Origin of the sequence: Suipraeoptans intestinalis, from assembly GCF_009696485.1 — a bacterium.
GTDB classification, from domain to species: domain Bacteria; phylum Bacillota; class Clostridia; order Lachnospirales; family Lachnospiraceae; genus Suipraeoptans; species Suipraeoptans intestinalis.
In genome coordinates this window covers 533,281-557,033 of record NZ_VULY01000018.1, presented here as the reverse complement: position 1 = coordinate 557,033, position 23,753 = coordinate 533,281, and the positions used below count along the sequence as shown (strand labels likewise).

Annotated in this window: 32 protein-coding genes; all 32 read left to right on the top strand. The window is 43.6% G+C overall.

Features of this window, described 5'->3' with window-relative positions:
• The 32 genes from FYJ34_RS03360 to cbiD all read left to right on the top strand — a co-directional run bounded on the left by FYJ34_RS03360 (position 1) and on the right by cbiD (position 23,724).
• Positions 1-954, top strand: coding sequence for an ABC transporter permease (locus tag FYJ34_RS03360; RefSeq protein WP_154476251.1), 954 nt, complete (start codon positions 1-3; stop codon positions 952-954).
• Positions 955-970: 16 nt separating this feature from the next.
• Complete coding sequence (locus FYJ34_RS03355) at positions 971-2,293, top strand: pyrimidine-nucleoside phosphorylase (protein WP_154476249.1); 1,323 nt, start codon at positions 971-973, stop codon at positions 2,291-2,293.
• Positions 2,294-2,307: 14 nt separating this feature from the next.
• The gene (gene deoC, locus FYJ34_RS03350) at positions 2,308-2,973 is read left to right on the top strand and encodes a deoxyribose-phosphate aldolase (RefSeq protein ID WP_154476247.1); all 666 of its coding nucleotides are present in this window, start codon (positions 2,308-2,310) and stop codon (positions 2,971-2,973) included.
• A gap of 22 nt (positions 2,974-2,995) precedes the next feature.
• Positions 2,996-4,102, top strand: coding sequence for a BMP family lipoprotein (locus tag FYJ34_RS03345; protein ID WP_154476245.1), 1,107 nt, complete (start codon positions 2,996-2,998; stop codon positions 4,100-4,102).
• 2 nt (positions 4,103-4,104) lie between these two features.
• A complete protein-coding gene (locus tag FYJ34_RS03340; RefSeq protein WP_154476243.1) occupies positions 4,105-4,764 on the top strand; it encodes a YczE/YyaS/YitT family protein in 660 nt (219 codons plus the stop codon).
• Positions 4,731-5,699 (top strand): adenosine deaminase, encoded by a 969-nt coding sequence (add, locus tag FYJ34_RS03335; RefSeq protein ID WP_154476241.1) that lies wholly within the window; start codon positions 4,731-4,733, stop codon positions 5,697-5,699. Before FYJ34_RS03340 ends, add begins: the two co-directional genes overlap by 34 nt.
• Positions 5,700-5,704: 5 nt before the next feature.
• Entirely contained in the window at positions 5,705-6,454 is a 750-nt protein-coding gene (locus FYJ34_RS03330; RefSeq protein ID WP_154476239.1) for a Crp/Fnr family transcriptional regulator, read from the top strand.
• A 113-nt stretch (positions 6,455-6,567) separates the two neighbouring features.
• A complete protein-coding gene (locus FYJ34_RS03325; protein WP_154476237.1) occupies positions 6,568-7,380 on the top strand; it encodes a purine-nucleoside phosphorylase in 813 nt (270 codons plus the stop codon).
• Positions 7,381-7,814: 434 nt separating this feature from the next.
• Positions 7,815-8,198, top strand: coding sequence for a VOC family protein (locus FYJ34_RS03320; RefSeq protein WP_154476235.1), 384 nt, complete (start codon positions 7,815-7,817; stop codon positions 8,196-8,198).
• A gap of 113 nt (positions 8,199-8,311) precedes the next feature.
• Complete coding sequence (locus FYJ34_RS03315; protein WP_154476233.1) at positions 8,312-8,968, top strand: YgdI/YgdR family lipoprotein; 657 nt, start codon at positions 8,312-8,314, stop codon at positions 8,966-8,968.
• A 12-nt stretch (positions 8,969-8,980) separates the two neighbouring features.
• Positions 8,981-9,187, top strand: a complete 207-nt coding sequence (locus FYJ34_RS03310) for a hypothetical protein (RefSeq protein ID WP_154476231.1) — start codon at positions 8,981-8,983, stop codon at positions 9,185-9,187.
• Positions 9,188-9,245: 58 nt separating this feature from the next.
• Positions 9,246-9,716, top strand: a complete 471-nt coding sequence (locus FYJ34_RS03305) for a hypothetical protein (RefSeq protein ID WP_154476229.1) — start codon at positions 9,246-9,248, stop codon at positions 9,714-9,716.
• 18 nt (positions 9,717-9,734) lie between these two features.
• Entirely contained in the window at positions 9,735-10,322 is a 588-nt protein-coding gene (locus tag FYJ34_RS03300; protein ID WP_154476227.1) for a sugar O-acetyltransferase, read from the top strand.
• 47 nt (positions 10,323-10,369) lie between these two features.
• A complete protein-coding gene (locus FYJ34_RS03295; protein WP_154476225.1) occupies positions 10,370-10,849 on the top strand; it encodes a pyridoxamine 5'-phosphate oxidase family protein in 480 nt (159 codons plus the stop codon).
• Between the two features lie 80 nt (positions 10,850-10,929).
• On the top strand, positions 10,930-11,259 hold the full coding sequence (locus FYJ34_RS03290) for a cyclase family protein (protein WP_154476223.1): 330 nt from the start codon (positions 10,930-10,932) through the stop codon (positions 11,257-11,259).
• A gap of 38 nt (positions 11,260-11,297) precedes the next feature.
• Positions 11,298-11,837: a GNAT family N-acetyltransferase gene (locus tag FYJ34_RS03285; RefSeq protein ID WP_154476221.1), complete on the top strand. Its 540-nt coding sequence runs from the start codon at positions 11,298-11,300 to the stop codon at positions 11,835-11,837.
• A 176-nt stretch (positions 11,838-12,013) separates the two neighbouring features.
• Positions 12,014-13,006, top strand: coding sequence for a hypothetical protein (locus tag FYJ34_RS03280; protein WP_154476219.1), 993 nt, complete (start codon positions 12,014-12,016; stop codon positions 13,004-13,006).
• A gap of 409 nt (positions 13,007-13,415) precedes the next feature.
• On the top strand, positions 13,416-14,126 hold the full coding sequence (locus tag FYJ34_RS03275; RefSeq protein WP_154476218.1) for a hypothetical protein: 711 nt from the start codon (positions 13,416-13,418) through the stop codon (positions 14,124-14,126).
• 157 nt (positions 14,127-14,283) lie between these two features.
• On the top strand, positions 14,284-14,946 hold the full coding sequence (locus FYJ34_RS03270) for a nitroreductase family protein (protein ID WP_154476216.1): 663 nt from the start codon (positions 14,284-14,286) through the stop codon (positions 14,944-14,946).
• A 298-nt stretch (positions 14,947-15,244) separates the two neighbouring features.
• Complete coding sequence (locus FYJ34_RS03265; protein ID WP_330582514.1) at positions 15,245-15,559, top strand: TfoX/Sxy family protein; 315 nt, start codon at positions 15,245-15,247, stop codon at positions 15,557-15,559.
• Positions 15,462-16,391, top strand: coding sequence for a DUF2200 family protein (locus tag FYJ34_RS14125; RefSeq protein ID WP_330582513.1), 930 nt, complete (start codon positions 15,462-15,464; stop codon positions 16,389-16,391). Before FYJ34_RS03265 ends, FYJ34_RS14125 begins: the two co-directional genes overlap by 98 nt.
• 551 nt (positions 16,392-16,942) lie before the next feature.
• The gene (locus tag FYJ34_RS03255) at positions 16,943-17,455 is read left to right on the top strand and encodes a DJ-1/PfpI family protein (protein WP_154476212.1); all 513 of its coding nucleotides are present in this window, start codon (positions 16,943-16,945) and stop codon (positions 17,453-17,455) included.
• A gap of 111 nt (positions 17,456-17,566) precedes the next feature.
• On the top strand, positions 17,567-18,562 hold the full coding sequence (locus FYJ34_RS03250; RefSeq protein WP_154476210.1) for a helix-turn-helix domain-containing protein: 996 nt from the start codon (positions 17,567-17,569) through the stop codon (positions 18,560-18,562).
• Positions 18,563-18,921: 359 nt separating this feature from the next.
• Positions 18,922-19,713 (top strand): hypothetical protein, encoded by a 792-nt coding sequence (locus FYJ34_RS03245; RefSeq protein ID WP_154476203.1) that lies wholly within the window; start codon positions 18,922-18,924, stop codon positions 19,711-19,713.
• Positions 19,710-19,931, top strand: a complete 222-nt coding sequence (locus FYJ34_RS03240; protein ID WP_465244904.1) for a DUF6630 family protein — start codon at positions 19,710-19,712, stop codon at positions 19,929-19,931. Before FYJ34_RS03245 ends, FYJ34_RS03240 begins: the two co-directional genes overlap by 4 nt.
• Positions 19,932-20,214: 283 nt before the next feature.
• A complete protein-coding gene (locus FYJ34_RS03235) occupies positions 20,215-20,631 on the top strand; it encodes a hypothetical protein (RefSeq protein WP_154476199.1) in 417 nt (138 codons plus the stop codon).
• Positions 20,632-20,719: 88 nt separating this feature from the next.
• The gene (locus FYJ34_RS03230) at positions 20,720-20,935 is read left to right on the top strand and encodes a hypothetical protein (RefSeq protein WP_154476197.1); all 216 of its coding nucleotides are present in this window, start codon (positions 20,720-20,722) and stop codon (positions 20,933-20,935) included.
• A gap of 35 nt (positions 20,936-20,970) precedes the next feature.
• Positions 20,971-21,339 (top strand): hypothetical protein, encoded by a 369-nt coding sequence (locus FYJ34_RS03225; protein WP_154476195.1) that lies wholly within the window; start codon positions 20,971-20,973, stop codon positions 21,337-21,339.
• Between the two features lie 72 nt (positions 21,340-21,411).
• The gene (locus FYJ34_RS03220) at positions 21,412-21,816 is read left to right on the top strand and encodes a DUF1292 domain-containing protein (RefSeq protein WP_154476193.1); all 405 of its coding nucleotides are present in this window, start codon (positions 21,412-21,414) and stop codon (positions 21,814-21,816) included.
• Positions 21,789-22,253 carry an SdpI family protein gene (locus tag FYJ34_RS03215; protein WP_235899211.1) on the top strand — a complete coding sequence of 155 codons (465 nt, stop codon included), beginning with the start codon at positions 21,789-21,791 and terminating at the stop codon, positions 22,251-22,253. The genes FYJ34_RS03220 and FYJ34_RS03215 overlap by 28 nt, the downstream gene beginning before the upstream one ends.
• Before the next feature lie 56 nt (positions 22,254-22,309).
• Positions 22,310-22,546 (top strand): alpha/beta fold hydrolase, encoded by a 237-nt coding sequence (locus FYJ34_RS03210; protein WP_154476189.1) that lies wholly within the window; start codon positions 22,310-22,312, stop codon positions 22,544-22,546.
• A 23-nt stretch (positions 22,547-22,569) separates the two neighbouring features.
• Positions 22,570-23,724 (top strand): cobalt-precorrin-5B (C(1))-methyltransferase CbiD, encoded by a 1,155-nt coding sequence (cbiD, locus tag FYJ34_RS03205; RefSeq protein WP_154476187.1) that lies wholly within the window; start codon positions 22,570-22,572, stop codon positions 23,722-23,724.
• The last annotated feature ends 29 nt before the right edge of the window (positions 23,725-23,753 follow it).

Below are 23,753 nucleotides of genomic sequence, written 5' to 3'. Positions count from 1 at the left end.
ATGAGTATTTTGTATTTTATCATGCAGCAGACTATGTTTTTTGCCATTCCACTTCTGATCGTGGCAGTGGGAGGCATGTATTCTGAGCGAAGCGGAGTTGTCAATATTGCTCTGGAAGGAATCATGATCATGGGGGCTTTAGTAGGAACGGTATTTATCCATTTGTTCCAGCATCAGATCACCGGACAGGCTCTGCTGATATTGGCGATTCTGGTAGCGGGACTGGTGGGAGGCGTTTTCTCCCTGCTGCATGCGTTTGCAGCGGTAAACATGAAGGCGGATCAGACCATCAGCGGTACGGCGCTGAATATGTTCGCACCGGCCTTTGCCGTACTGGTGGCCAGGATGATCCTGGGTGTACAGCAGATTCCCTTCAGCAACACCTTCCGGATCGACAGTGTGCCTGTTTTGGGAAAGATCCCGGTGATCGGGCCCATGCTTTTCCAGAAATCCTATATTACGACCTATATCGGGCTGGTTATTTTTGCAGTAGCGGCCTTTGTGATCCAAAAGACCAAATTTGGACTTCGCCTGAGAGCCTGCGGGGAACATCCCAGCGCGGCGGACTCGGTGGGAGTCAACGTTTATAAGATCCGGTATGCGGGAGTCTTCATCTCGGGAGTGATGGCCGGAATCGGAGGACTGGTGTTTATCATCCCCACCTCTACCGTATTTAACGCCAGCGTGGCGGGGTACGGATTCCTGGCTCTTGCCGTGTTGATCTTTGGACAGTGGAGGAGCAAGAAGATTTTCTATGCGGCATTTTTCTTTGCGGTAATGAAAACGCTGGCGAGCGCTTATTCAGCGATTCCTATGTTGAAGGGGCTTCCTCTTCCCAATGAGTTTTACAAAATGTTCCCTTACATCGCCACCTTAGTGGTGCTGGCATTTACATCCAAGAATTCCCAGGCGCCGAAGGCAGTGGGTATTCCGTATGATAAGGGAAGCAGATAAAGGAGAGACGAAAATAATGAGAATGTATGATGTGATCATGAAAAAGAGAAACGGAGGTGTCCTGACGGAAGAAGAGATTCGGGAAGTGATCTCAGGGTATGTGGCAGGAGAAATTCCGGATTATCAGATGTCTGCGTTTTTGATGGCTGTCTATTTTCAGGGAATGACGGAGGAAGAGACGGTTGCCATGACGGAGGCGGTAGCACATTCGGGAGACATGGTGGATCTGTCCGCTATTGCAGGGATCAAGGTAGATAAGCACTCTACGGGAGGCGTGGGCGACAAGACCAGCCTCATCATCGGACCCATTGTGGCAGCCTGCGGTGTAAAGGTGGCAAAGATGTCAGGAAGAGGGCTGGGGCATACCGGCGGTACCGTGGATAAGATGGAGGCCATTCCCGGAATGCGCACCGATCTGAGCAGAGAAGAGTTTTTCCGAGTGGTCAACCAAACCGGACTTAGCATCATCGGACAGACCGGCAATCTGGCGCCGGCGGATAAGAAGCTATACGCCCTTCGGGACGTGACGGCTACGGTAGACAGTATTCCTTTGATCGCAGTTTCTATCATGAGTAAAAAGCTGGCGGCAGGAAGTGACGCCATCCTGCTGGACGTCAAGACGGGAAGCGGAGCGTTTATGAAGACGCTGGAGGATTCCATTGCTCTGGCGAAGGAAATGGTAAGTATCGGAGAAAATGCCGGACGAAAGACGGCAGCTTTGATCACAGACATGGATATCCCTCTTGGAAACAATATCGGGAACAGCCTGGAGGTCATGGAAGCGGTGGAGACCCTAAAAGGCAACGGGCCCGCGGATCTGACGGAAGTGTGTATTCATCTGGCAGGAAATATGTTATATTTGGCAGGGAAGGGAACCATAGAAGAATGTATGGCTCTTGCCAAAGCAAAGATTGAGGACGGAAGCGCCCTGGAAAGACTGGCGGCCATGGTGGAGGCCCAGGGCGGCGACGCTTCTGTGATCCTGGATCCGTCCCGTTTTGCAAAGGCGCCCTACAGTATGCAGGTATTTGCAGAAAAAGAAGGATACATCGGAGCGATGGATACAGAGGGATGCGGGATCGCTTCCTCCATGCTGGGCGCAGGCCGTCAGACCAAAGACAGCGCCATTGATCCGGCAGCGGGGATCGTTCTGAAGCGTAAGGTGGGAGATTATGTGACCAAGGAGGATGTGATCGCAGTGCTTTATACTTCCGATTCCAGCCTTTTGGAACAGGCACAAAAGAAGTATGTCAGCTCCGTCAGGATACAGGTAGAGGCTCCGAAGAAAGAGCCGCTGATCTACGCCAGAGTGACGAAAGAAGCAGTTGAGAGGTTTTAAAAAAGGAGAGAAAAATGGACAGAAAAGAATTGTTAAGCCATGTGGATCACACACAGTTGAAAGCATTTGCTTCCTGGGAGGATATTGATACCCTCTGCAAAGAAGCGATAGAGTACGGGACGGCTTCCGTGTGTGTGCCTCCGTCTTACATCAAAAGGATCCACGAGACTTACGGGGATCAGATCAATATCTGTACGGTGGTAGGCTTCCCGCTGGGATACAGCTGCACGGCAGCAAAGGTGGAGGAAGTAAAGCAGGCCATCGCAGACGGAGCGTCAGAGATCGATATGGTGATCAATATTGCAGAAGTAAAAAACGGAAACATTTCGTATGTCACAGATGAAATCAGAGCACTGAAACAGGCGGCGGGAGATCATATTCTGAAGGTGATCATCGAGACCTGCTATCTGACGGAAGCAGAAAAGATCGCAATGTGCAAGGCTGTGACAGAAGCCGGAGGAGACTACATCAAAACTTCTACCGGATTTGGAACGGGCGGTGCAACAATGGAAGATATATTGTTGTTTAAATCGCATATAGGTAGCCAGGTGAAAATGAAAGCAGCAGGCGGCGTGAAGAGCGTGGAGGATATGGAGGCGTTCATTCAGGCGGGATGCGACCGGATCGGGACCAGTTCGGCTGTTTCATTTATCAAAGGCGAAGGAACAAAAGGGTACTAAGAGGTACAAAAGGAGGAAAAGTATGAAAAAAAGAGTAGTGAGTCTGTTCTTAGTGGCAGCAATGACCGTAGGTCTGGTAGCGGGATGCGTTAGCAAAAAAGCGGCATCGGACGACGGAGACAAGAAAAAGGGAGAGGGCTATGAACTGGCGCTCATCACCGACGTAGGAACCATCGACGACAAATCCTTTAACCAGGGATCCTGGGAAGGATTGGAGAAGTATGCAAAAGAAAACAACATTTCCCACAAATACTACAAGCCGGAAGAAAAATCTGATGAGGCGTGTCTGGCAGCCATCGACCTGGCAGTAAAGGGCGGCGCAAAGCTGGTGGTAACTCCGGGATTCTTGTTTGAAGGACCGATCCACGAAGCACAGAGCAAATATCCGGATGTCAGCTTTATCCTGATCGATGCAGAGCCAAAGGATGCAGACGGAAAAGTGGATATCGCAGACAACACACTGGCAATCTACTATGCCGAGGAGCAGGCAGGCTATCTGGCAGGCTATGCAGCAGTAAAAGAAGGATACAAGAAGCTTGGATTTATGGGAGGTATTGCAGTGCCGGCCGTAATCCGTTATGGCTACGGATATATCCAGGGAGCAGACGCAGCAGCAAAAGAGCTGGGCTTAAACGCAGGGGACGTATCCATCAAATACACCTATGTAGGAAACTTTGAGGCTTCTCCGGAAAACCAGACACTGGCAAAATCCTGGTATACAGAAGGAGTTGAGTGTATCTTCGCATGCGGCGGCGCAGTAGGAAACTCTGTTATGGCAGCAGCAGAGGGAGAAGGAACTACTGTGATCGGTGTAGACGTAGATCAGTCCGGTGAGTCTGATACCGTTATCACCTCTGCTATGAAGGGACTTGGCATCTCCGTATACGATGCGATCGCTTCCTTCTATGACAAGAAGTTTGAAGGCGGAAAGACACTGACCTTTACGGCAGCAGAAGATGGCGTAGGGCTGGCAATGGAAACCAACAGATTCAAAAACTTCACACAGAAAGACTATGATGAGATCTTTGGAAAACTGAAAGATGGAAGCATTACCGTTCAAAAGGATGATGTCGCAGAGGATGCTTCCGGCATTGCAACAGAAATCGTAAAGGTTGAAAACATCCAGTAGTGATGAAAAACAAGATAGACGCCAGAAGGTGTTTGATTGCCTGCGCCGCAATCTGCTGTATCGGATTCGGCGTGGCATTCAACGCCATGGCACAACTGGGAAATGATCCCGTGGGCATTTTTTATGACGGCATAAGAAATGCCCTGGGACTGACCAGAGGACAACTGGGTGTGGCATCAAACCTGGTGAATCTGGTCTTAGCGGTCATATTGTGGTTTTTAGGCAGGGAGTATTTAAACATAGGGACACTGATTTATCTGATACCATATGGAACATGTGTCAATATAGGCTCCTTTTTTTATACCAAAATTTTCGTGGCAGATGCGCTCTGGTGCCGGATTCTGGCCAGCGTGGCAGGGTGTCTGCTGCTGTATCTGGGCGTGGCTTTGTATATTGCCGTGAATATCGGGGTAGATCCCATGACGGGGATCGCACTGGTGATCCGGGACAGGCTGCACTGGGAGTTTAAGAAGGCCAAGTGGCTGTTTGACGGAATTATGATGATTGCCGGATTTTTACTGGGGGGAACACTGGGAGTGGTGACACTGCTGACCGTAGTTTCCGCAGGACCGGTGATCCAAAGGATCACAGAATGGGTGAAGCCGTTTTGTCAGGGGAGGGCTCGTGTATGTGTACAAGAGAAAACAGACTTCCAAAATTAGATCTGCACTGTCATCTGGACGGTTCCCTCAGCAGGGAATGGTTTGAAGAGGTGACGGGAAGACGTGTAGAAACCAGTGAGATACAGGTGGGAAGAGCATGCAGAAGCCTTGCAGAATATCTGGAAAAGTTTGATCTTCCCCTGCAGTATCTGCAGACAGAGGAGAATCTGAAAAAAGCAGGAAAAGAGTTTCTCCTTGGCGCAAAGAAAGAAAATATCGACTACATCGAAGTTCGGTTTGCACCGCTGCTGTCCGTTTCAAAGGGACTGACGGCGCAAAAAGTGATAGAAGCCGTGCTGGAGGGGCTTGCCGAAGGGAAGAAAGAATGTGGCGTTTACTATAACGTGATCGTATGTGCCATGCGACACCATAGTGTAGAAGATGGATTACGTCTGGCAGAGGCGGCCAGAGAATTTCTGGGAGAAGGGGTGTGTGCCATGGATCTTGCGGGAAATGAGGCGGCCTATCCCATGCATCTGTTTCGGGAGGTGTTTTTGCAGGCGCGAAAGCTGGGACTGCCTTTTACCATCCATGCGGGAGAATGCGGCAGTGTGGAAAATGTAACGGAAGCCATTGAACTGGGAGCAAGAAGGATCGGTCACGGGATCGCTCTTCGCGGGCAGAAGCAGGCGATGGAGCTGTGCAGAAGAAATCAGGTGGGAGTAGAGCTTTGTCCCACCAGTAATCTGCAGACAAAAGCGGTGAAAGAGGGAGAGCTTTACCCTATTCAGGAATTTTTGGCAAACGATCTGCTGGTTTCCGTCAATACAGATAACCGTACAGTCAGCAATACCAGTATAGAAGAAGAGATGGCTCATATTGCAGGGGCATATGGAGTAACGGAGGAGGAAATCAGGAAGCTGACGCAGAATGCGATAGAAACAGCATTTGCTTCCGATCTCGTCAAACAGGAACTCTGGAAAAAGTGCAGGTGATCTTCATGAAGGAAAATTATTTGGAGCATGCGATTCCTTTTCTTAGCCGGATTCCGGAGGAAAGAAGGGAATTGTTTGAAACGTATTTTAAGACGGCGCCTATCTGGCTTTTGGAATCTTTCATCATCATCGACAAAATGAAAAGAGGGACCATATTTGTGCAGGAAGGAGCGCCGGTGGACTATGTATACCTGATCGGTGACGGCGTCATCAAGGCTACCGATTACCGGTTCTATGGCATTCAGTTTGACTTTATGCGGTTTGAAGGAGTCTATGCCATGGGCGGGATGGAGGTTCTGCTGGATTTGGACAAGTACCGCACCACCCTGCAGACGGTGACAGATTGTACCATCCTGAAGATTCCGGTGGCAAAGTTTGAAAAATGGATCAAATCGGATGTGTCCGCGCTGCAAAGAGAGGCGCGCCTTATGGGCGGATATCTGCTTCAGCAGGGAAGAGACAGCAGAGCCTTTCTGTTTTTGCAGGGGTCGGATCGTCTGGCCATGCTTCTGGTGCGCCGCTTTGAAATGTATGGAAAAGACGGAGTTCTGCGGATGAAGGGAGAACGTCAGGGGCTGTCGGATGAGACGGGGCTTTGTGTCAAAACCATCAATCGTTCCGTGAAAAAATTCAGCGAGCAGGGACTGGTCACGAAGGTGGGAAATCAGATCGTGATCGAAGAAGAGCAGTACAGGAAATTAAAGGAGATCGTAGACCGCATCATTGAGCCGGATGAATATCTCCTGTCCAAATGAAAAGAACCGGGAGAGGGCTGCGCCGTATCTGGGAAAGAGCGGGCAGAAGGTTACAGCATCTCTTATGAGGGGTAAGAGATATCATCATACATGACAGAACAGGAGGAAAAAGAATGTACGAGAGATTGCAGCGCTGTCTTGGCAGCGTAAGAGAAAAAACGGATTTTGTACCGGAAGTGGGGATCATCCTGGGATCCGGTCTGGGAGATTTTGCAGAAGAGATCCAGGTGGAAAAACGGGTGCCCTACGAGGAGATCGAAGGCTTTCCGGTATCTACCGTGGCAGGACACAAGGGACAGTTTGTATTTGGGTATGTAGGAAAGACGCCTATCGTTGCCATGCAGGGAAGGGTACACTTTTATGAAGGGTATACCATGCAGGAAGTGGTGCTTCCCACCCGTCTGATGGGGCTTCTGGGCATCAAAAAACTGGTTCTGACCAATGCGGCAGGCGGCGTGAATACTGCGTTCCAGGCAGGAGATTTCATGATGCTGACAGATCATATTGCCTTTGCCGTGCCCAGTCCTCTGATCGGAAAAAATCTGGAAGAGCTGGGGACCAGATTTCCCGATATGAGCAACGTCTATGATAAGGACCTGCAGGAAGTGATCCGGAAGGTGGCAAAGGAATGTGACGTTGCCATTCAGGAAGGTGTCTATATGCAGTTTACAGGGCCGGCTTATGAAACGCCGGCAGAGGTGAAGCTGAGCAGGATCCTGGGAGCTGACGCAGTCGGAATGAGCACTGCATGCGAGGCCGTAGCAGCAAAACATATGGGACTGCAGGTATGCGGGATTTCCTGCATCACCAACATGGCAGCCGGAATCCTTCCCCAAAAGCTGGATCATAAGGAAGTGCAGGAGACGGCAGACAGAGTGGCGAAGGACTTTAAGAAGCTGGTAACAAAACTGTTGGAAGAAATCTAAAGGGTTCAGAAGGAGAGACTTTCCACAGGCGTTATAAGGCTTGTTACAGGCAATGAAATAAAATAGGAAATCGTAAAAGCGGTGATCTTTTGCTTCTGTAAAGGAAGCGTAGGGACACCGCTTTTTATGTCCTTGTTGCGAAGCGGAGGGAACGCAGGACCTGGAAGAAAACGTCAAAGGGAAAAGGTTCAGAGAAAAAACTCAGAAAAAATTCCACAAAAATTTCCAGAGATCCTTTTGTGTATCAGGTAGGAACCATGGTATAATAAGCTAATTTAAAAAACAGAAAAAAGGATGTCTAAAAATTCCAAGGGTATGGGAAAGAGGGAAAAGGAAAAAGGGAAAAGGGAAAAGGGGCATCGAGAGGCTTGCTTTCGACAGGAAGGCAGAGAAACAGCTTGAAAATTTTTTAAAAAGAAGCATAGGGAGGAAACATGAGGATCGAGCATATTGCCATGTATATAAGTGACCTGGAGCGGGCGAAAGACTTTTTTGTCAAGTATTTAGGAGGACATGCCAACGCAGGATATCACAATAAAACGACGGGTTTTCGCTCCTATTTTATAACCTTTGAGGAGGGAGCAAGGCTGGAACTCATGCAAAAGCCAAAGATGTGGGATCTGGAAAAGCCGTTAGCACGTACAGGCTATGCACATCTTGCCTTTTCTGTAGGGAGTAAAGAGGGGGTGGATGCGTTGACAGCGAGACTTCAGCAAGAAGGCTTTCAGGTGATCAGCGGACCAAGGACAACCGGAGACGGATATTATGAAAGCTGCATCGTGGCAATCGAAGGCAATCAGATAGAAATCACGGAGTAGCGGCTTTTGGGAATGCAGACAGGAGCCGGATCCGTTACAAAGCATTGTTCCCAACATACGAGATTGTGAAGATAGAGCATCTAAAAGTCAGGATGTAAAAGGGGATAAGAAGCATGAAGAAAAAAATTAGAATGGCGTTCTTGGCAGGAATGCTGGTGATACTTGCAGGATGTAGCTCCAATCAACCGGATGAAACCGGAGTGTACGTAGACAGTAAAGGAGTCATGGAAGTATCCATGGGAATAGAAATGGACGACACGCAGAGGAGTGGCTGTACCGTAAAAATTCCGAAGAATTACTTTATTTACGGGGATGGGGTCAATGAAGATGGCTTGAAAAGATACTCTGTATTACGATGGGATCGGTTGGAAAAGTATACGGACGAGAAGAAGCTGGATAGCTATACGTTTTGTTATCTGCTGTTTGGCCCGAAGGGTGGAAAAATATTAAACGGAGAGTTTAGATCCGAAAGGCAAAGAAAAAAACATCATCGGTTTTATTTTGAAACGTTTTCAAATGAGAGAGGAAACTTCCAAAGTCTGGAATCCTATGCTCCCTCCAATGGATTTTGGATCAGCAGTGACACAATGAGGGGATATGCTTATGAAGAACCGGCGGAAGGTCCACATTGTGGCCTGCGACTTACTATGCATGTTCCCATCAATCATGAGATGATTCTTAGAATGGGGTATGAGGGTCCTCTGCTGGAGGAACTTGGAGTCAAGGAGCTTGGCGAAAGAATGCTTTCTCTGGTAACACCGATAAAGTAGCAGTCGGCTTTGGTGGAAGATAAATTCGTAATGCTGGATATCGTGACGGAAGACGAAAAAATCTCATTTAGAGCCAGACCAAGGGAATACAAAACTCTTACAGGAAACACCTCGTTCCATCCATTTGGTACAAGTGATTCAGATGATATGGAACAGCTAACGATATTAGGAAGAGAAATAGACGGTAGCCTTGCCATAGAAGACTCTGGAGGTATTTGACTATGGCAACACAAGGGCGATATGGGCTCCTGTTCTGTAAAACAGAAAGAGTGGATCAATGAAAAGGATGAAACGGAACTTACAAAAATCCTGGCTATATAAATATATTCGATACAGGCTTGAAAGGGAGTGCTTCAAGGATGCAAAGTTGCAAGGAGCAAGCCGGGAGCAAAAAGACAGCATCTGCTTAAAGGCTGTTGAAAGAACAAGAAGTTATAGCTTTCTATTTGCGTTTCTATATTTGCCTGCCTTTTCTTTGTTCTTTTTCGGATGGATCATGAATCCTCGCAATGGGAACAATGAATTTGTCAGTTGGTATCTTGGCGTTATAGAGTCTGTAGTTCCCCTTGTTACCGGCGATTGGGGAAGCTCCTGGAATGAGAAACGGGGCACCGTTTTGCTGATATTCTTTCGGCTGATACCGATTTTTATAGTGAGTGCAGCTCCACTATTTTTACCGATACTGATAACGGCAAATAGAGTCCTGAAAAAAACGATACAGGAAAGCATGTTAGGGATACTACATTAGAATAGACAGGAGGTACAAATGACAGAAAAGGAAAAAATGGAGAATCAAAAACTCTATGATGCAAATTATGATATAGAACTGGAAGCAGAACGTGTTCGCTGCAAAACCAAGTGTCAGATATATAATTCCTTGCCGATTGAGGATGTAGAGGAACGTCACCGGGTATTGAAAAACATCCTTGGAAAAACAGGAGATTTGGTGCATATTGAGCCAGACTTCTGGTGTGATTATGGATATCGTATCAAGGTGGGAGAAAATTTCTATGCCAATCATGGTCTGGTGATTCTGGATGCGGGAGGGGTAACTTTTGGAGATAATGTTTTTATTGCGCCGTCGTGCGGCTTTCATACCTCCGGACACCCGATCGATTTTGAAAGACGGAATCAGGGATTGGAATACGCGTACCCCATCGTCGTCGGTGATAACGTGTGGATTGGCGCTGGTGTTCAGGTGATGCCAGGGGTGTCTATCGGCAGCAATGTGGTAATCGGTGGCGGTAGTGTTGTTGTGAAGGATATTCCGGATAACAGTGTAGCAGTAGGCAATCCGTGTAGAGTGATTCGGAGAATCACAGAGCAGGATAAATGGACAAATTGGGACAGATAACTCCTGGTTTTTGGAGATAAGAAAATCAGGGACTGCGGAGGTGAAAAATGAGAAGGAAAGACCGGGAAGTGACAGACACGCAAGAAATTTTGCAGATTGTTGACAAAGCCAAAATACTTCATTTGGGACTATTAGATGGAAAATTTCCATATATCGTTCCCCTGCATTATGGATATGAGTATGAGGAAGAGAAACACAACCTTATATTTTATATGCATGGCTCACGAGAAGGGCGTAAGCTGGATTTGATTCAGATGAATCCCAACGCCTGTGTGGAATTGGAATGTGATATCGAATTGGTATCCGGGGGAGATGATCCTTGTAAATATGGTTCCACATATGCGTCTGTTATTGGAAAAGGCTATGCCGAGATCATTGAGGATCTATACGAAAAAATGAAGGGACTTCAACTGCTTATGGAGAATCAGACTGGCAGAAAATTTGAAATCAGTGAAAAAATGGCGTCTTCCGTTTCTGTAATCAAAGTCAGTCTGCCAGAGTTTACTGCTAAATCAAGACCTAAATGATGCCAGTGCGAAGGATTATGAATAGGCAAACAGATCCCTGTTTGTCAGCATCAATAGTTTGAAGTTGTGGAGGAAAATTTATGAAAGTGATTGATTTAACACACAGAATCAGAGAGCATATGCCCGTTTATCCAGGAACGGAACCACCAGTACTGGAACCTGCCAACACATATGAAAAGGACGGTTTCAAAGAAACAAGATTATCCATGTTCTGCCATACGGGCACACATATGGATCCTCCGGCACATTTATTTGCCCATGGAAAAACATTAGACCAGTTTCCACCGGAACAGTTTATAGGAAAAGCAGTTGTCATTAATTGCAGAGATCTATCTGAGGGGGATTCCATCACAATGGAGCATATTCACAGGGTTGGAGATGCTTCTGAAAAAGCAGATTTTCAAGTTTGATTGACGGTGAAAATCAGAGTCTTTTGGGAGGAATACGGATGATTCTAAAAACAAACAGGCTAATTCTTCGTCCGTGGGAAGAATCCGATGTGGAAAATTTACATAGATATGCGAGTGCTCCTGAAGTAGGGCCTATCGCAGGATGGCCTGCTCATACAAGTATAGAAAACAGTCTTGATATTATCCGCAATGTTTTATCAGCCCCAGAAACATATGCAGTGGTTGACAAAGGCACAGGATGTGCTATTGGAAGCATTGGGTTGATGGTTGGAAAAGCAAGCAACATCGGAATACCTGATACAGAAGGAGAGGTAGGGTATTGGATCGGAGTCCCATATTGGGGACAGGGATTGATTCCGGAGGCCGTACAGGAAATCCTTCGCCATGCTTTTGAAGAAGTGCATCTTAAAAAAGTATGGTGTGGCTATTTTGACGGAAATACCAAGTCGAAGAGAGTTCAGGAGAAATGTGGATTTCAATATCAGTACACGAAGGAAAATGTTCCATGTCCTATGCTGAACGAAATGAGAACAGAACATATAACCTGCTTAAAAAAGGAAGATTGGATAAACCGATAATTCGTAGTTTGTAGAGATAAGAAAATTTGAATTGACCGAGCTCTTTGAGCGAGGGATGCTTATTGACCTCTGGTCAATAAGATGAGAAATGCGAGGCAGTATCATAAATTTGAATTTATAAATGTGTATTACATTTTATAATACCACTCAAAAAAATTATATCGGAGAAATTGATTGTGTATGATAAAAAAACTAAATTAAATGTTGTTTTGAATGCTGAAGCCAATAGATTACTGAAAAATAGCCAAAATAGTAGGTGTATGTACAAAGGGTGTTGCAATAAGCCTATTGATTCTCATTGTTTTCAAAAGGCAATGTTAGAGAAAAATTTGTCTGATGAAGAAGGTATGGTTTATTGTTGGACCATTAAGGGAGTATCTCAGGGAATTAGAAAGGGTGAAGAATCCTTTTTTGTTAAAGAGCATATAAATAAAGCGGGAGTATTCAAAGGTTTTTGCGAAGAAAATCACGATGCAAAATTATTTAAATTAATAGAAGTTAAAGATTTTGTAGAGAAAGCGTCTTTAGAGGAATATTCATTTCTATATGCATATCGTAATTTGTGTCATCTTTTATGGGAAGAAAAAACAATATTAACAATTAATAATGATATTTTTGAAAAGCAGTATAATAATCTCGTAATAAATGATATTAAACCTTTTACTAAAGATAAATTAAATAAAATGTCAGAAGTATTGTCTGTGGACTTTGATTTCAAAAAACATGAGAACTTGAAAGGTATATTTGAAAAATTTATTGTAGATGATGGCACTGTGAAACCTGAATTTATTAATGATTTTAAAATTTTCATTCTTCCAATAGATAGGAAATTGCTATTTGCAAGTATTGCTTGTAAGGAACTATGTGGATCAAAATATCCAATTTCTCTTGGTATAATACCAGAATTTTACAATAAACCAAGTATATTTTATATAATCGCACATAAGGAAGATAGCGATATCTTTAATATATTAGTCGAATGCTCCCAATATAGTGGATTTTTCATTCAAAATATTGTTATGAAATGTACATCAAATACAATTATACATCCAAACCTATATAAAAAATTATGCTCTAATGATGAAATAGAAAATTTATATAATTTTATTTCGTCTTTTGAGTATCAAGATTTTGCCCAAGATTTTGGATTTAATTTTTTTGATATATAAATATTGGAAAAAATTAGTAAATCCCAGTTTGCAGAGATAAGAAAATCAGAGCTGTAGAGGTGAAAATAAATGAATTGACAAAGACAGATAGATGGTTTGCGAAATGGTTTAGAAAGAAAAAGTTATTGTTAGACAAATTAGATGTTATATTCTATAAGGAACACTAATCCCAGTTTTACTCTTTGCCTACACAATCTACGGGAGACACACGAACGATGAGTTCTGCGTAAAACGAACGTTGCGAAGGAGGAGCAGGATGGCTGAATTAGTTAAGAATGTAAGGTATCAGGGGACAGTGCTCAGGCTGAATGTTTTACGCATTCCATAGCACAAGCAGCTAGCGGGATAATATCCTGGCGGGATGTTGGAGTGTCAACCATGAATATGTAGTAGCAGGAGAAGAAGCCAGATGGGACTTATTCGCTTATTTCTTAAGCACTTATCGGATAAATTATTCCTGAAAATCAACAATCTCAAGAGTGGAAATTTAATACGTTTCTTGGTGTCTTTGGCACTTGCTGGAGTTTTCGGTTACGGCATGGTCTATAATTGGGCTGACTTTCCGCATTTAAGTGGGTTACAGATAATAGTGGTTATGTCTATTTTATTCTTGCTCTTTCTTTCGAGTACAATACGTTATGGTGCAGCGTTGAGACGACCGGCCGGGAGAAAACGGGCTGCATATGTGGAAGACTGCATAAAAGAGGATCCATTTTTGAGGGCGATGTATATCGGAGAAACTATTTTTAATGAAAGAAAATGTACTGTTTACAAACAGGATGGGAAATTTATCCTCAAGAGTGGATTAAAAACACCTGGCTTCACAGAGTACATCTACGGTAGCTTTCGTCTCGTAGATGTAAAGGAGCTTGGAAATGTCTATAGATGGGAGAAACATTGCTATTACAAGGGGCGAGATTTTGGCTTATACACTGTTCATGGATGTTTCAGACCCAAAACAGTCTCCATCCTAACATTTAATCTTACGATGGACGAAGTGACTAAATTAGGCTTTAAACAAGTTAACCGTGGTGAATTTGAGATAAAGTTACCCTATAAAGATGTGAAAATCAAAGAAGAAAAAGTACGGGTTGATTTGCAAGAGGAAGCAGGCGAATAACTGCAGGATCGGAAAGCTGGACGTCTTGTTTTCGTCAGGAAATTACGGATATCCCTGAAAGATCCTATTGTATTGTTTATATTATTAAGTGTTCAAGGGTCAAACACATCTTTCCGGTGTGAGAAGTAAATCTTTAAGATGTAAGGAGGAAACAACCATGGATATGATGGAAATAATGAAGCAGAGACATTCTGTAAGGCGGTTTACGGATAAAGCGCTTGAAGAAGGAGCAATAAAAATATTGCAACAGGAAATTGATGCGTGCAATCGTGAGGGCGGTATGCACATCCAACTGATAACAGACGAACCGGAGGCTTTTCAGGCTGGGAAACCAACATATGGACAATCTAAAGGATGCAGGAATTATCTGGCCATTATAGGTCAAAGAGGAAAAGAGATGGAAGCAGGATATTATGGTGAAAGAGTAGTACTTAAAGCGCAGGAGCTTGGAATCAATTCCTGCTGGGTTGCGCTGACCTATAAAAAGGGAAAGACCCAGGGAGCAGTGAATGCCGGAGAGAAGCGGTATCTGGTTGTGGCTCTGGGCTATGGAGAAAACAGCGGAGCGGATCACAAAGTGAAAGCCATCACAGAAATCAGCGATTATAAAAATGGAGATCCTGCCTGGTATAAGGCCGGTCTGGAGGCGGCTTTGCTTGCACCGACTGCGGTGAATCAGCAAAAGTTTCGTTTTGAAAGAAACGGTGATCAAGTTATGGCAAAAGTGTCAGGGTTTGGGTTTTACACAAAGATTGATCTTGGAATTGTAAAATATCATTTTGAAATTGGCTCTGGCAAAGGGAAAGAAGTATGGAAATAGAAGGATGAGATTTTGATGGTCGGTGGAGATTGATTGTTCTATCGACCATTTTTTATGTAAATAATGGATGCATAGTGGTATAATAAAGTATCCGCTGATTGAAGAGGGTTATCAGAAAAGGAAAATATCAAGTGGGATTTGCAAAAGAAATTTTATTTGCTTGGAAGGCGGCAAGTGAGGATAAAATATTAGACTGGTAGAATTTTCATAAATTGGGCTTTTATGCTGCATCTGTGCCCAAAATGGGATTTCCGGTTTGTAGGGATATGTAAATTTTAATTTGAAGGAGGTAATCATAGTGAATGAATTTAACGAGTATGTTCGTGAGGTTTTTTCCGTAGCAGGTGATATTGTCATAAAATCTATGATGGGCGGATACCTTGTATATTTTAACGGTAAGCTGCTAGGTGACATTTGCAACAATGAACTGTTTTTAAAAAGAACACCGACATCGGACAGACTGCTTGCAGATTCCGAACTGCGTTATCCGTATGAAGGCTCAAAGACACTGATGCATGTATTTGATAGATTTGAAGATACGGCACTTGTTCTGGAACTTCTGGATGGTATGTATACAGAGCTTCCGGAAAAGAAATCCGCGAAAGCCAGATGAGAAAGATAAATCTTGGCCTGTAGGAATATGTAACTTTGAACTTAACGACGAGGTGAGATCATTGGACAATCAAAAAATTTTTTCAATGAGCGTGGCAAAGGTATATCCAATGCTTATTGCAAAAGCAGAACGTAAAGGAAGAACCAAAGAGGAAGTGGATGAGGTATGCTGCTGGCTGACCGGGTACACACCTGGGCAGATAGCGCAGCAGCTTGCAAGGGATGTATCCTATGAAACTTTCTTTGATGAAGCGCCGCAAATCAATCCCAATAGCCGCCTGATCGCAGGCAGTGTATGTGGGATCAGAGTTGAAAGCATTGAAGATCCATTGATGCAGAAGATCCGCTGGCTGGATAAACTTGTGGATGAGCTCGCAAAAGGCAGACCGCTGGATAAGATTTTGCGAAACGAGGCTCCTTCTGCGAAATGGAAATGTCCGAAGTGTGGACGCAAGTTCAGGAATAAAAACCAGGATCATTCCTGCGGCGAAAAGCCAAAGAGCATAGATGAATATATTGAGAACCAGAGTGAGGAGTTTAGGGATGATCTTTGCTTCCTACGCCGGATTCTCCGTGAAGCACTTCCGGATGCTGAGGAACGTATTTCCTGGAGCATGCCGACATACTGGAAAGGACATAATATCCTGCATTTCGCTGCTTGTAAAAAGCATATCGGATTTTATCCTGGACCTGAAGCCGTAACAGAATTTGCTACTGAATTACAGGACTACCATGTTGACAAAGGAACCATCCGTATCCCATATGGGAAAATCGATTCGGAGCTGCTCTCGAAGATTGCGACATGGTGCAATGAGACGGGAAACCATGCCTGATCAATGAATAGGCTTCAGGAATAAAGCAGCAACTCCCGATTTGTTTCATAGCAGCATTGGATTGGAGGTGGATATTATTATAAATGATGGGTATATTTTATGGTGTCTACATGTGCCGATAATTATGATATTTCTTTTGCTGGCAATGATACGTCTTCATAGACGCAGTGTCCTTAAATACTTATATCTTATGGATATGTTTTGTTATCTTGTAGCTATATTTTCTTATTTCATTTTTACAAAATATATTGTAAGAAAAGCTTTTTTAACACACTGGAGGGATACCGTCCCACTCATTTGCCTAATTGGAATATTCGGAGGTTATTTTCTTTTTGTTGTGTCGGTCAGCACCTTTGTTATGGAACACGCACGAAGACATAAGTGGGCAAGGGTGATACTTGGAATTATTGGATTTATATGTATGGTGCTTCGCATATGTGGAGTGTATCTGTTTATAGAGGTGTTTTGTCGTTGAAAAGTGGTTAATCTCTTTCAATAAAAATTTTGAGAAAAAGATATCTCTTCCGTTATTGCTCGGAAAGGAGTGAAAAATGAAAACAGTTGTATTACTTTACGAGACATGTTGTATCTATGAGATCGTGATCATCAACTACTTTCTCCAACTGTGTGGCCACGAATTGCTTTTTGCCACCATAGACGGAAAGCCGGTCACTGCACAGGAAAAGCTTTCACTGAATGCAAGCTGTGCGTTAAAGGATATTGACCCAAAAGATGTAGAACTGCTTTTGGTGCCCGGTGGAAACATCTCATCCATTGCTAATGAAGAAGTTTATTCCTTTATTAGAGCGGTTGTGGATCATAAACAACTGGTTGCCGGTATATGCAACGGCGTTGATGAATTAGACAACGCAGGCATTCTTGAGGGGATAGAATCGACGCACTCTGTTAAGGAAGCTCTGGTGGTGGGCGAACATGTAATTACTGCACGAGCCAATATGTATGTGGATATGGCGATCGCCATAGGAAAGAAGATGAACCTCTTTAAAGACGAGGCGGATCTGCAGGAGACCATTGATTTCTGGAAACTGCATAAGACTTTATAGAAGAAAACGGCAGTTGCAACCCGCATTTGACAAATTGACAGCCATGCATGGTGGTATGCAACTGCAGGATATTCTATCCTTTCAGTAAAAATCAACGAAGGGAGAAGCAACATGATTTTAGCTGACAAGATTACAGAGGAAAGAAAAAAGAACGGATGGTCTCAGGAAGAGCTTGCTGCAAAGCTCGGTGTTTCCAGGCAGGCGGTTTCCAAATGGGAGAGTGCAGGTTCGATCCCGGATCTACAAAAGGTAATCCAGCTAGCCACACTGTTTGACGTGACTACAGATTACCTGCTCAAAGACGACATGGTTTCGAAAACGAGTGTGCCGACTGTCTATGATGAGACAGAGAAAGGTGGGACGCTCCGCAGGGTATCCATGGAAGAGGCAAATGAATTTCTGAAGCTGCGGAAGAAGGGAGCACCGATCGTAGCGAATGCGACTGCACTTTGCATAGTGAGTCCGGTTCTGATAGTCATTCTCGGAGCCTTATCTGAGGAGCCGCGCTTCCACATCTCAGAGGGACTGGCAGTAGGCCTCGGAGGTACCGTGCTCTTCGCTATGATCGCAGCTGCGGTGTTTATGTTCATAACTTACGGAATAAAGGCAAGCCACAGCGAACATCTGGAGAGGGATGGGTTTGAGACGGAATACGGCGTCACCGGAATGGTCAAAGAGAAAAATCGTACCTATGAGGGGACGTATACCAGGGGCATCGCAGTTGGTGTTGTACTTTGCATTATTGCTGTGGTACCGATGATCATCGTAGGCTCAATGAGAGCTCCGGATTACATCTGTGCGATTTTTGTAGGCGTACTGCTTGTCCTGATCGCAGTAGGTGTAGACCTGATCATCCGGGTGAGTATGGTAAAAGGAAGTTATGACACGCTTCTTCAGGAGGGGGAATATACCCTGGAGGAGAAAAAGATCCAGAGAAAGATGAGGGCCTTCTCCGGTGCATACTGGTGCCTGGCCACTGCGATTTATCTTGGCTGGAGCTTCTGGACTATGCGATGGGATTTCACGTGGATCCTCTGGCCTGTTGCAGGCGTACTCTTTGCGGCAGCTTCTAGTGTTGCGCGGGCAGTAGTTAAGACGGAGGATTGATTGAGATACAAGAATAAATTTCAGTTTTCAAGTGTAAGGAACTGAGCAGTGAGTATGTCTCTAAGCTGAATCTAAATTCAAAGGGGTTAAGCTTGCCAATAAATATGTGAAGAAAACAGGTAATACCGACGCACAGATGTACTTTGGCATAAATCATCCAGCTGAATTTGCAAACAAAACACAGACAGAACTTATCAGTGTTGGCGGTTTCTTTAAGGAAGTCCTTGAAAATTGTAAAAACCTAAAGCTTAAGACAAAGATATATATGTATTTTGCAGATAAGATTCACAGGATACCGATCATTCACTTAGGGTTTTGATATATAGATGTGAGAAAAATAGAATCAAGAGGAAGAGTAAATGAAACGAATTTTTGGAAACGAGAGAATTAACTTCAACAAAAAAGGGAAATATCAACTGCATGTTAGCAGTGAAGGTGTTAGCTATGAGTCTGAAAATGGGAAAAAGTCTTTGAATATCAAGTTTGCTGATGTCGGCTCTATTATTGTTCCCAGCTATTTAAACTCAAATTCTCATTACACTGTGATATTTCGGAATCATGAAGGAAAAAATATGGAAGAGATTGACACAGATGTAGAAAATGTGGGCTATAAATTTAACAATATGTGGGAAACAAAATCAATTTTAATCGCTTTTGCCGAGAATAAGCTGACAGAAGTGTTCCCAGATAATCTAGATACGCTTGATTTACAAATAGGATTTTCGCTAAAGGAAAAAGAAATCAGATTAAAGGAAGGAGCACTTGTCGGTTCTAAGCATCAAGTGAAGCTTTCGGATATTAAAAGAGTAAAGTGCCTGAGTAACGGTACTTTAAGTAATTTGCTTATTTATCAAAAAGAAAAAGGTGGATTCTTCGACAAGCCCGACATGAAAATTTTGTTAAATGAATTGACACTGCCGATTTTTGAGGCGGTTATGGCAAAGAATAACGGGAAGGGAATTGATTTCAATATGGGGAATGGATTTGACCAAAATACCAGTGAATATATCATAGAAAGATACATGAATTCTACCTTTTTCATGAATACAGATGGAAGTGTTACGGATGATTGGCACAGAATTGCTTATGAACATATTATAGCTTATCAGTCAGATGTTGAGATTCCTGAAAATACAGCGTTTTTGGAATAAAAAGAGATAGAGAAACCTTTGTATTTATGATGAAGAATCTAAGCAGAGGAAAGAAAACCGGGCTGCCCATAGATGAAAATGCTTTTCCAAAATTCGGAGAAGTGGGGCAGTTTTGCGGGCAACTTGGTGAACTTTGGAAAAAGGCAGGCTATCTTATAGTGGTGATTGGTACTGACAGTGACGAATATATTGTTGGGATACAGGAGAATTTAGAATAACTTACTGTATGATTGAAATGGAAAGTTGTGGAGGTGTCTGTCCATGAAATGGTACAATGATATGGATAAACAGGAAAAACGAAGTTTTCAAAAAGTGATTACTATATGTGTAGTAGGTGCGATTTTAATTCTGCTTATTCCTATGTTTTTTCATGCTATTTTTTAAGAAAAAGATAACTTTGAATTGACCGAGCTCTTTGAGCGAGGAATGCTTATTGACCTCTGGTCAATAAGATGAGAAATGTGAGGCAGTATTATAAATTTAGAATTTATAGGAGGGATCATGAATTTTAAAGACATTATTTCTATAGCAGCAGTAATTACAACAACAGTAGTAGCAGTGGTTTCTATATTTTTGAATCATCGTTCAAATTTGAAACATCAACTGTTTTTAGAAAAACTCAGAATATATAAAGAACTTATGGTAATCGTTTCTCAGTCCACAAGTCAACGTGCAGATAGGGAAGAACTGCGTTTGCGGTTAATAGCTGTCAAACAAGAAATTATATTATTTTCTACTGAGCCAATCACTAGGAAGCTGGCAGATATTGGAGATATTAATTTCACCAATAATGGACAAACAGAAGTTCAAGCAAAAGAGAAATTTGATAGATATTTATCTTTACTAAACTTAATGAGACGAGACTTACTGAAACAAAGTGATAAAATTTCGGATACAACTCTAAAAAGGTTAATTTAACCACTAAAATAATCGGTATAACATGTATTCGGCGCAATTAGATAGCTAAACTAAAACTGTAAGTCATATTTGAATTTGGAGGGAAACTATGGACAAAAATAATAAAGTAGCATTAGGCTTCTTTATAGGTGCAATATGTTTTTATATTATGGCAGCTATAAGCTTTTTAAATAGAGGTTCAAACAATACTATGTGGATAATGTTTCTATGCCTAGGGTCATCATGGGTAGCTATAGGTGGATCTATTGCAAATAAACATAAAAATAAAGACGATGATACTTCTTCAAATAACCAAAGCAAATAAATCATCAAATCCCAGTTTGTTGAGGAGAACAATTTATGACGAAAGAAGAACGGGCTCAAAAATGGTTTTATAATGTACCTCATGCGGAATCCATCAGTATGGAAACCAAAATGGAGATATGCAATAAAGTAGCGAAGAAAATGGAACTTATCTTTTTTATAGTAATTATTGTGGAGTGTGTTTTACTGTTTATAATAAGTGATGGTAAGATTTTCAGTCTCACAGCAGATTTTCTTAACAATATTTCGAAGGGATATTCTACAAGAAATCGTTATAAAGGAGTGGCGCTGATAGGAGGCCTTATATGTTTCCCCGTTGTAGTAGTTCCTTTACTTGTTGTTTCTGTATACAAAAATAGAAGTCTGAAATCTGAGGCGATGAAAGCGATAGGCACCATGGAGTAAAATGATGCTTAAGGAAGTAGCTATTATGAACAGTTATTTTGATAAAAAGGTGGAATTTGCGGAGGTGATGGCATGAAAAGATGGATGGTTTTTATACTGGCTGTTGCTGTAATGTTCGGTTTGTCTGCCTGTGGTGGAGACGTAAGCAATGTGCAGACCAGAAATGTTGCTTCCAAAATGTACACAAGTGATGAGATAGAAGACGCCATCAATGTCATTAAGAGGGAATTTGGAACAAGCTGGAGTGGATGTACTTTAACAGAAATATATTATGCAGGTGACGAATATTCTTCCGAGCATCAGGATTGGGCGGATCGGAATCATGCGGATGAAGTCATAGTTTTACTTTCGTCATTTGATGTTGACGAATCAGGTGGCGACGGATCGCTGAATCCTAACAGTACATATGATGAGTGGAATTGGATCCTGGTGAGAAGCAATGGCGGAAAATGGAAGCATGTGGATCACGGCTATTGATTCCAGTTTCAGTTTGTGGTACTACGGAAACAGGAAAGAAAAATAATCTGCGAGGAGGGTATGACATGGGATTTTGGATATTTATGTTTGTAGTAACGTTACTGATACCACTGGCTTTGCTATGGAACTGGTACATCTGTCCTACATTCAAAGAAATAAATGGGACAAGTGGATATAGAACGGCACGCTCCATGAAAAATCAGGATACTTGGGAATTTGCTCAAAAAAAGTGCTCTCAAAATTCTTTGCGGATGTTTTTCCCTGCATTTCTGTTGTCTGTCGGCATTATGCCTTTTTGCATGGGAAAGCAGATGGGAGAGATCGGTTGGATCGGGTTTGGCATTACCATGATACAGATGATAAGTTTTGGCGTTATTATTTGCCTGACGGAAAGAGCACTAAAAAAGAATTTTGATAAAGATGGAAGAAAATACTAGAGCGAAATAGAAGGAGAAGAAAAAGTGATTTCACGGATTTGCAGAGGGTATTGGGAATGAAAGAATATACACTGAGAGGAAGCGGGTTTAAGTTAAGATATTTTGATTTTCCGAGATGTTTTATATACGGAGAAAAATCGTTGCCGGACAGAGTGTATGAGGAACTTAGAAGCAAACAGGATCGGATGGAACTTGTAAAGAATGCGGGACATTCTATGGCATGGGAAAATCCGGAGGAGCTGGCGCTTGCCATCAGCAGGCTCTGTAGAGACTGTGGGGGGAGCAAAGCATAGAAAAGAGATGAGGAGGAGCCGGCATGAAGAAACTGGCCAGTGGATATACCACAGGCACCTGTGCACAGGCAGCGACGAAGGCGGCCATGCAGCAGCTTCTGACAGGAACAGAGCCAAAAGAAGTAGAGGTGGATCTTCCCGGAGGAAAGCGGTTGAACCTTTTGACAAAGAAGCGGCAGATATTGTACGGAAAAGGAAGCTATCCGGAAAAGGCAACCTGCGCTATCCAAAAAGACAGTGGGGACGATCCGGATATTACCAATGGCGTTCTGGTTTACAGTACGGTAGAATGGAGTCGGGAAAAAGGCGTGTCCATCTGTGGAGGAGAGGGGATCGGAAGAGTTACCAAGGCAGGACTGGATCAACCGATAGGAGAAGCCGCTATTAACAGGATCCCCAGAAAGATGATAGAAAAAGAGGTGAAAAGAGCCTGCGAGGAAGCCGGCTGTGAAGCAGATGTCCGGGTCACTATCCGGATTCCGGGAGGAGAAGAACTGGCAAAGAAAACCTTCAATCCAAGACTGGGGATCGTAGGGGGGCTGTCGATCCTGGGAACCAGCGGGATCGTGGAGCCCATGAGCGAGCAGGCGCTAAAAGACACCATTCGGGTAGAGCTGCAGGTAAAGCTGGCACAAGGAGAAACGTATATCCTTGCGGCACCTGGGAATTACGGATTGGACTTTCTGAGAAAATACGAACAGGTACAGTCGGAAGCAGTAGTCAAGTGCAGCAATTACATCGGAGAGACGATAGATATGGCAAAAGAGCTGGGAGCAAAAGGACTTTTGTTTGCCGGACATATTGGAAAGCTGGTTAAGGTGGCCGGCGGGATCATGAATACCCATTCCAGATGGGGAGACTGCCGGATGGAGATTCTGGCGGCGGCCGCACTTAGAAGCGGACTGCAAGAAGAAACGGCCTGCAGGATCCTGCGCAGCGTGACAACAGACGAGGCTTTGGGGCTTTGTGGGGAAGCAGAAAGGAAGCGGCTGATGCAGGCGGTGATGGAAAAGATAGAGGAATATCTGACGATCCGCGGAGAGGGAGAGATCCGGCTGGGAGCGATTCTGTTTTCCAACGTCTATGGGATCCTGGGAGAAACCAGATCCGCGGCACAGATCTGGGAGTGCCGCAGGCGGCAGCAGGCTACCGGACAAGAGGAGAAGACAGGCAGATAGAGGAAACGACAGACCAAGAAGAAAGAGGA

Coding starts and splice junctions, on each gene's coding strand:
- FYJ34_RS03360 (WP_154476251.1), top strand. CDS start 1: ATGAGTATTTTGTATTTTATCATGCAGCAGACTATGTTTTTTGCCATT.
- FYJ34_RS03355 (WP_154476249.1), top strand. CDS start 971: ATGAGAATGTATGATGTGATCATGAAAAAGAGAAACGGAGGTGTCCTG.
- deoC (WP_154476247.1), top strand. CDS start 2,308: ATGGACAGAAAAGAATTGTTAAGCCATGTGGATCACACACAGTTGAAA.
- FYJ34_RS03345 (WP_154476245.1), top strand. CDS start 2,996: ATGAAAAAAAGAGTAGTGAGTCTGTTCTTAGTGGCAGCAATGACCGTA.
- FYJ34_RS03340 (WP_154476243.1), top strand. CDS start 4,105: ATGAAAAACAAGATAGACGCCAGAAGGTGTTTGATTGCCTGCGCCGCA.
- add (WP_154476241.1), top strand. CDS start 4,731: ATGTGTACAAGAGAAAACAGACTTCCAAAATTAGATCTGCACTGTCAT.
- FYJ34_RS03330 (WP_154476239.1), top strand. CDS start 5,705: ATGAAGGAAAATTATTTGGAGCATGCGATTCCTTTTCTTAGCCGGATT.
- FYJ34_RS03325 (WP_154476237.1), top strand. CDS start 6,568: ATGTACGAGAGATTGCAGCGCTGTCTTGGCAGCGTAAGAGAAAAAACG.
- FYJ34_RS03320 (WP_154476235.1), top strand. CDS start 7,815: ATGAGGATCGAGCATATTGCCATGTATATAAGTGACCTGGAGCGGGCG.
- FYJ34_RS03315 (WP_154476233.1), top strand. CDS start 8,312: ATGAAGAAAAAAATTAGAATGGCGTTCTTGGCAGGAATGCTGGTGATA.
- FYJ34_RS03305 (WP_154476229.1), top strand. CDS start 9,246: ATGAAAAGGATGAAACGGAACTTACAAAAATCCTGGCTATATAAATAT.
- FYJ34_RS03300 (WP_154476227.1), top strand. CDS start 9,735: ATGACAGAAAAGGAAAAAATGGAGAATCAAAAACTCTATGATGCAAAT.
- FYJ34_RS03295 (WP_154476225.1), top strand. CDS start 10,370: ATGAGAAGGAAAGACCGGGAAGTGACAGACACGCAAGAAATTTTGCAG.
- FYJ34_RS03290 (WP_154476223.1), top strand. CDS start 10,930: ATGAAAGTGATTGATTTAACACACAGAATCAGAGAGCATATGCCCGTT.
- FYJ34_RS03285 (WP_154476221.1), top strand. CDS start 11,298: ATGATTCTAAAAACAAACAGGCTAATTCTTCGTCCGTGGGAAGAATCC.
- FYJ34_RS03275 (WP_154476218.1), top strand. CDS start 13,416: ATGGGACTTATTCGCTTATTTCTTAAGCACTTATCGGATAAATTATTC.
- FYJ34_RS03270 (WP_154476216.1), top strand. CDS start 14,284: ATGGATATGATGGAAATAATGAAGCAGAGACATTCTGTAAGGCGGTTT.
- FYJ34_RS14125 (WP_330582513.1), top strand. CDS start 15,462: ATGTATTTGATAGATTTGAAGATACGGCACTTGTTCTGGAACTTCTGG.
- FYJ34_RS03255 (WP_154476212.1), top strand. CDS start 16,943: ATGAAAACAGTTGTATTACTTTACGAGACATGTTGTATCTATGAGATC.
- FYJ34_RS03250 (WP_154476210.1), top strand. CDS start 17,567: ATGATTTTAGCTGACAAGATTACAGAGGAAAGAAAAAAGAACGGATGG.
- FYJ34_RS03245 (WP_154476203.1), top strand. CDS start 18,922: ATGAAACGAATTTTTGGAAACGAGAGAATTAACTTCAACAAAAAAGGG.
- FYJ34_RS03235 (WP_154476199.1), top strand. CDS start 20,215: ATGAATTTTAAAGACATTATTTCTATAGCAGCAGTAATTACAACAACA.
- FYJ34_RS03230 (WP_154476197.1), top strand. CDS start 20,720: ATGGACAAAAATAATAAAGTAGCATTAGGCTTCTTTATAGGTGCAATA.
- FYJ34_RS03225 (WP_154476195.1), top strand. CDS start 20,971: ATGACGAAAGAAGAACGGGCTCAAAAATGGTTTTATAATGTACCTCAT.
- FYJ34_RS03220 (WP_154476193.1), top strand. CDS start 21,412: ATGAAAAGATGGATGGTTTTTATACTGGCTGTTGCTGTAATGTTCGGT.
- FYJ34_RS03215 (WP_235899211.1), top strand. CDS start 21,789: ATGGAAGCATGTGGATCACGGCTATTGATTCCAGTTTCAGTTTGTGGT.
- FYJ34_RS03210 (WP_154476189.1), top strand. CDS start 22,310: ATGAAAGAATATACACTGAGAGGAAGCGGGTTTAAGTTAAGATATTTT.
- cbiD (WP_154476187.1), top strand. CDS start 22,570: ATGAAGAAACTGGCCAGTGGATATACCACAGGCACCTGTGCACAGGCA.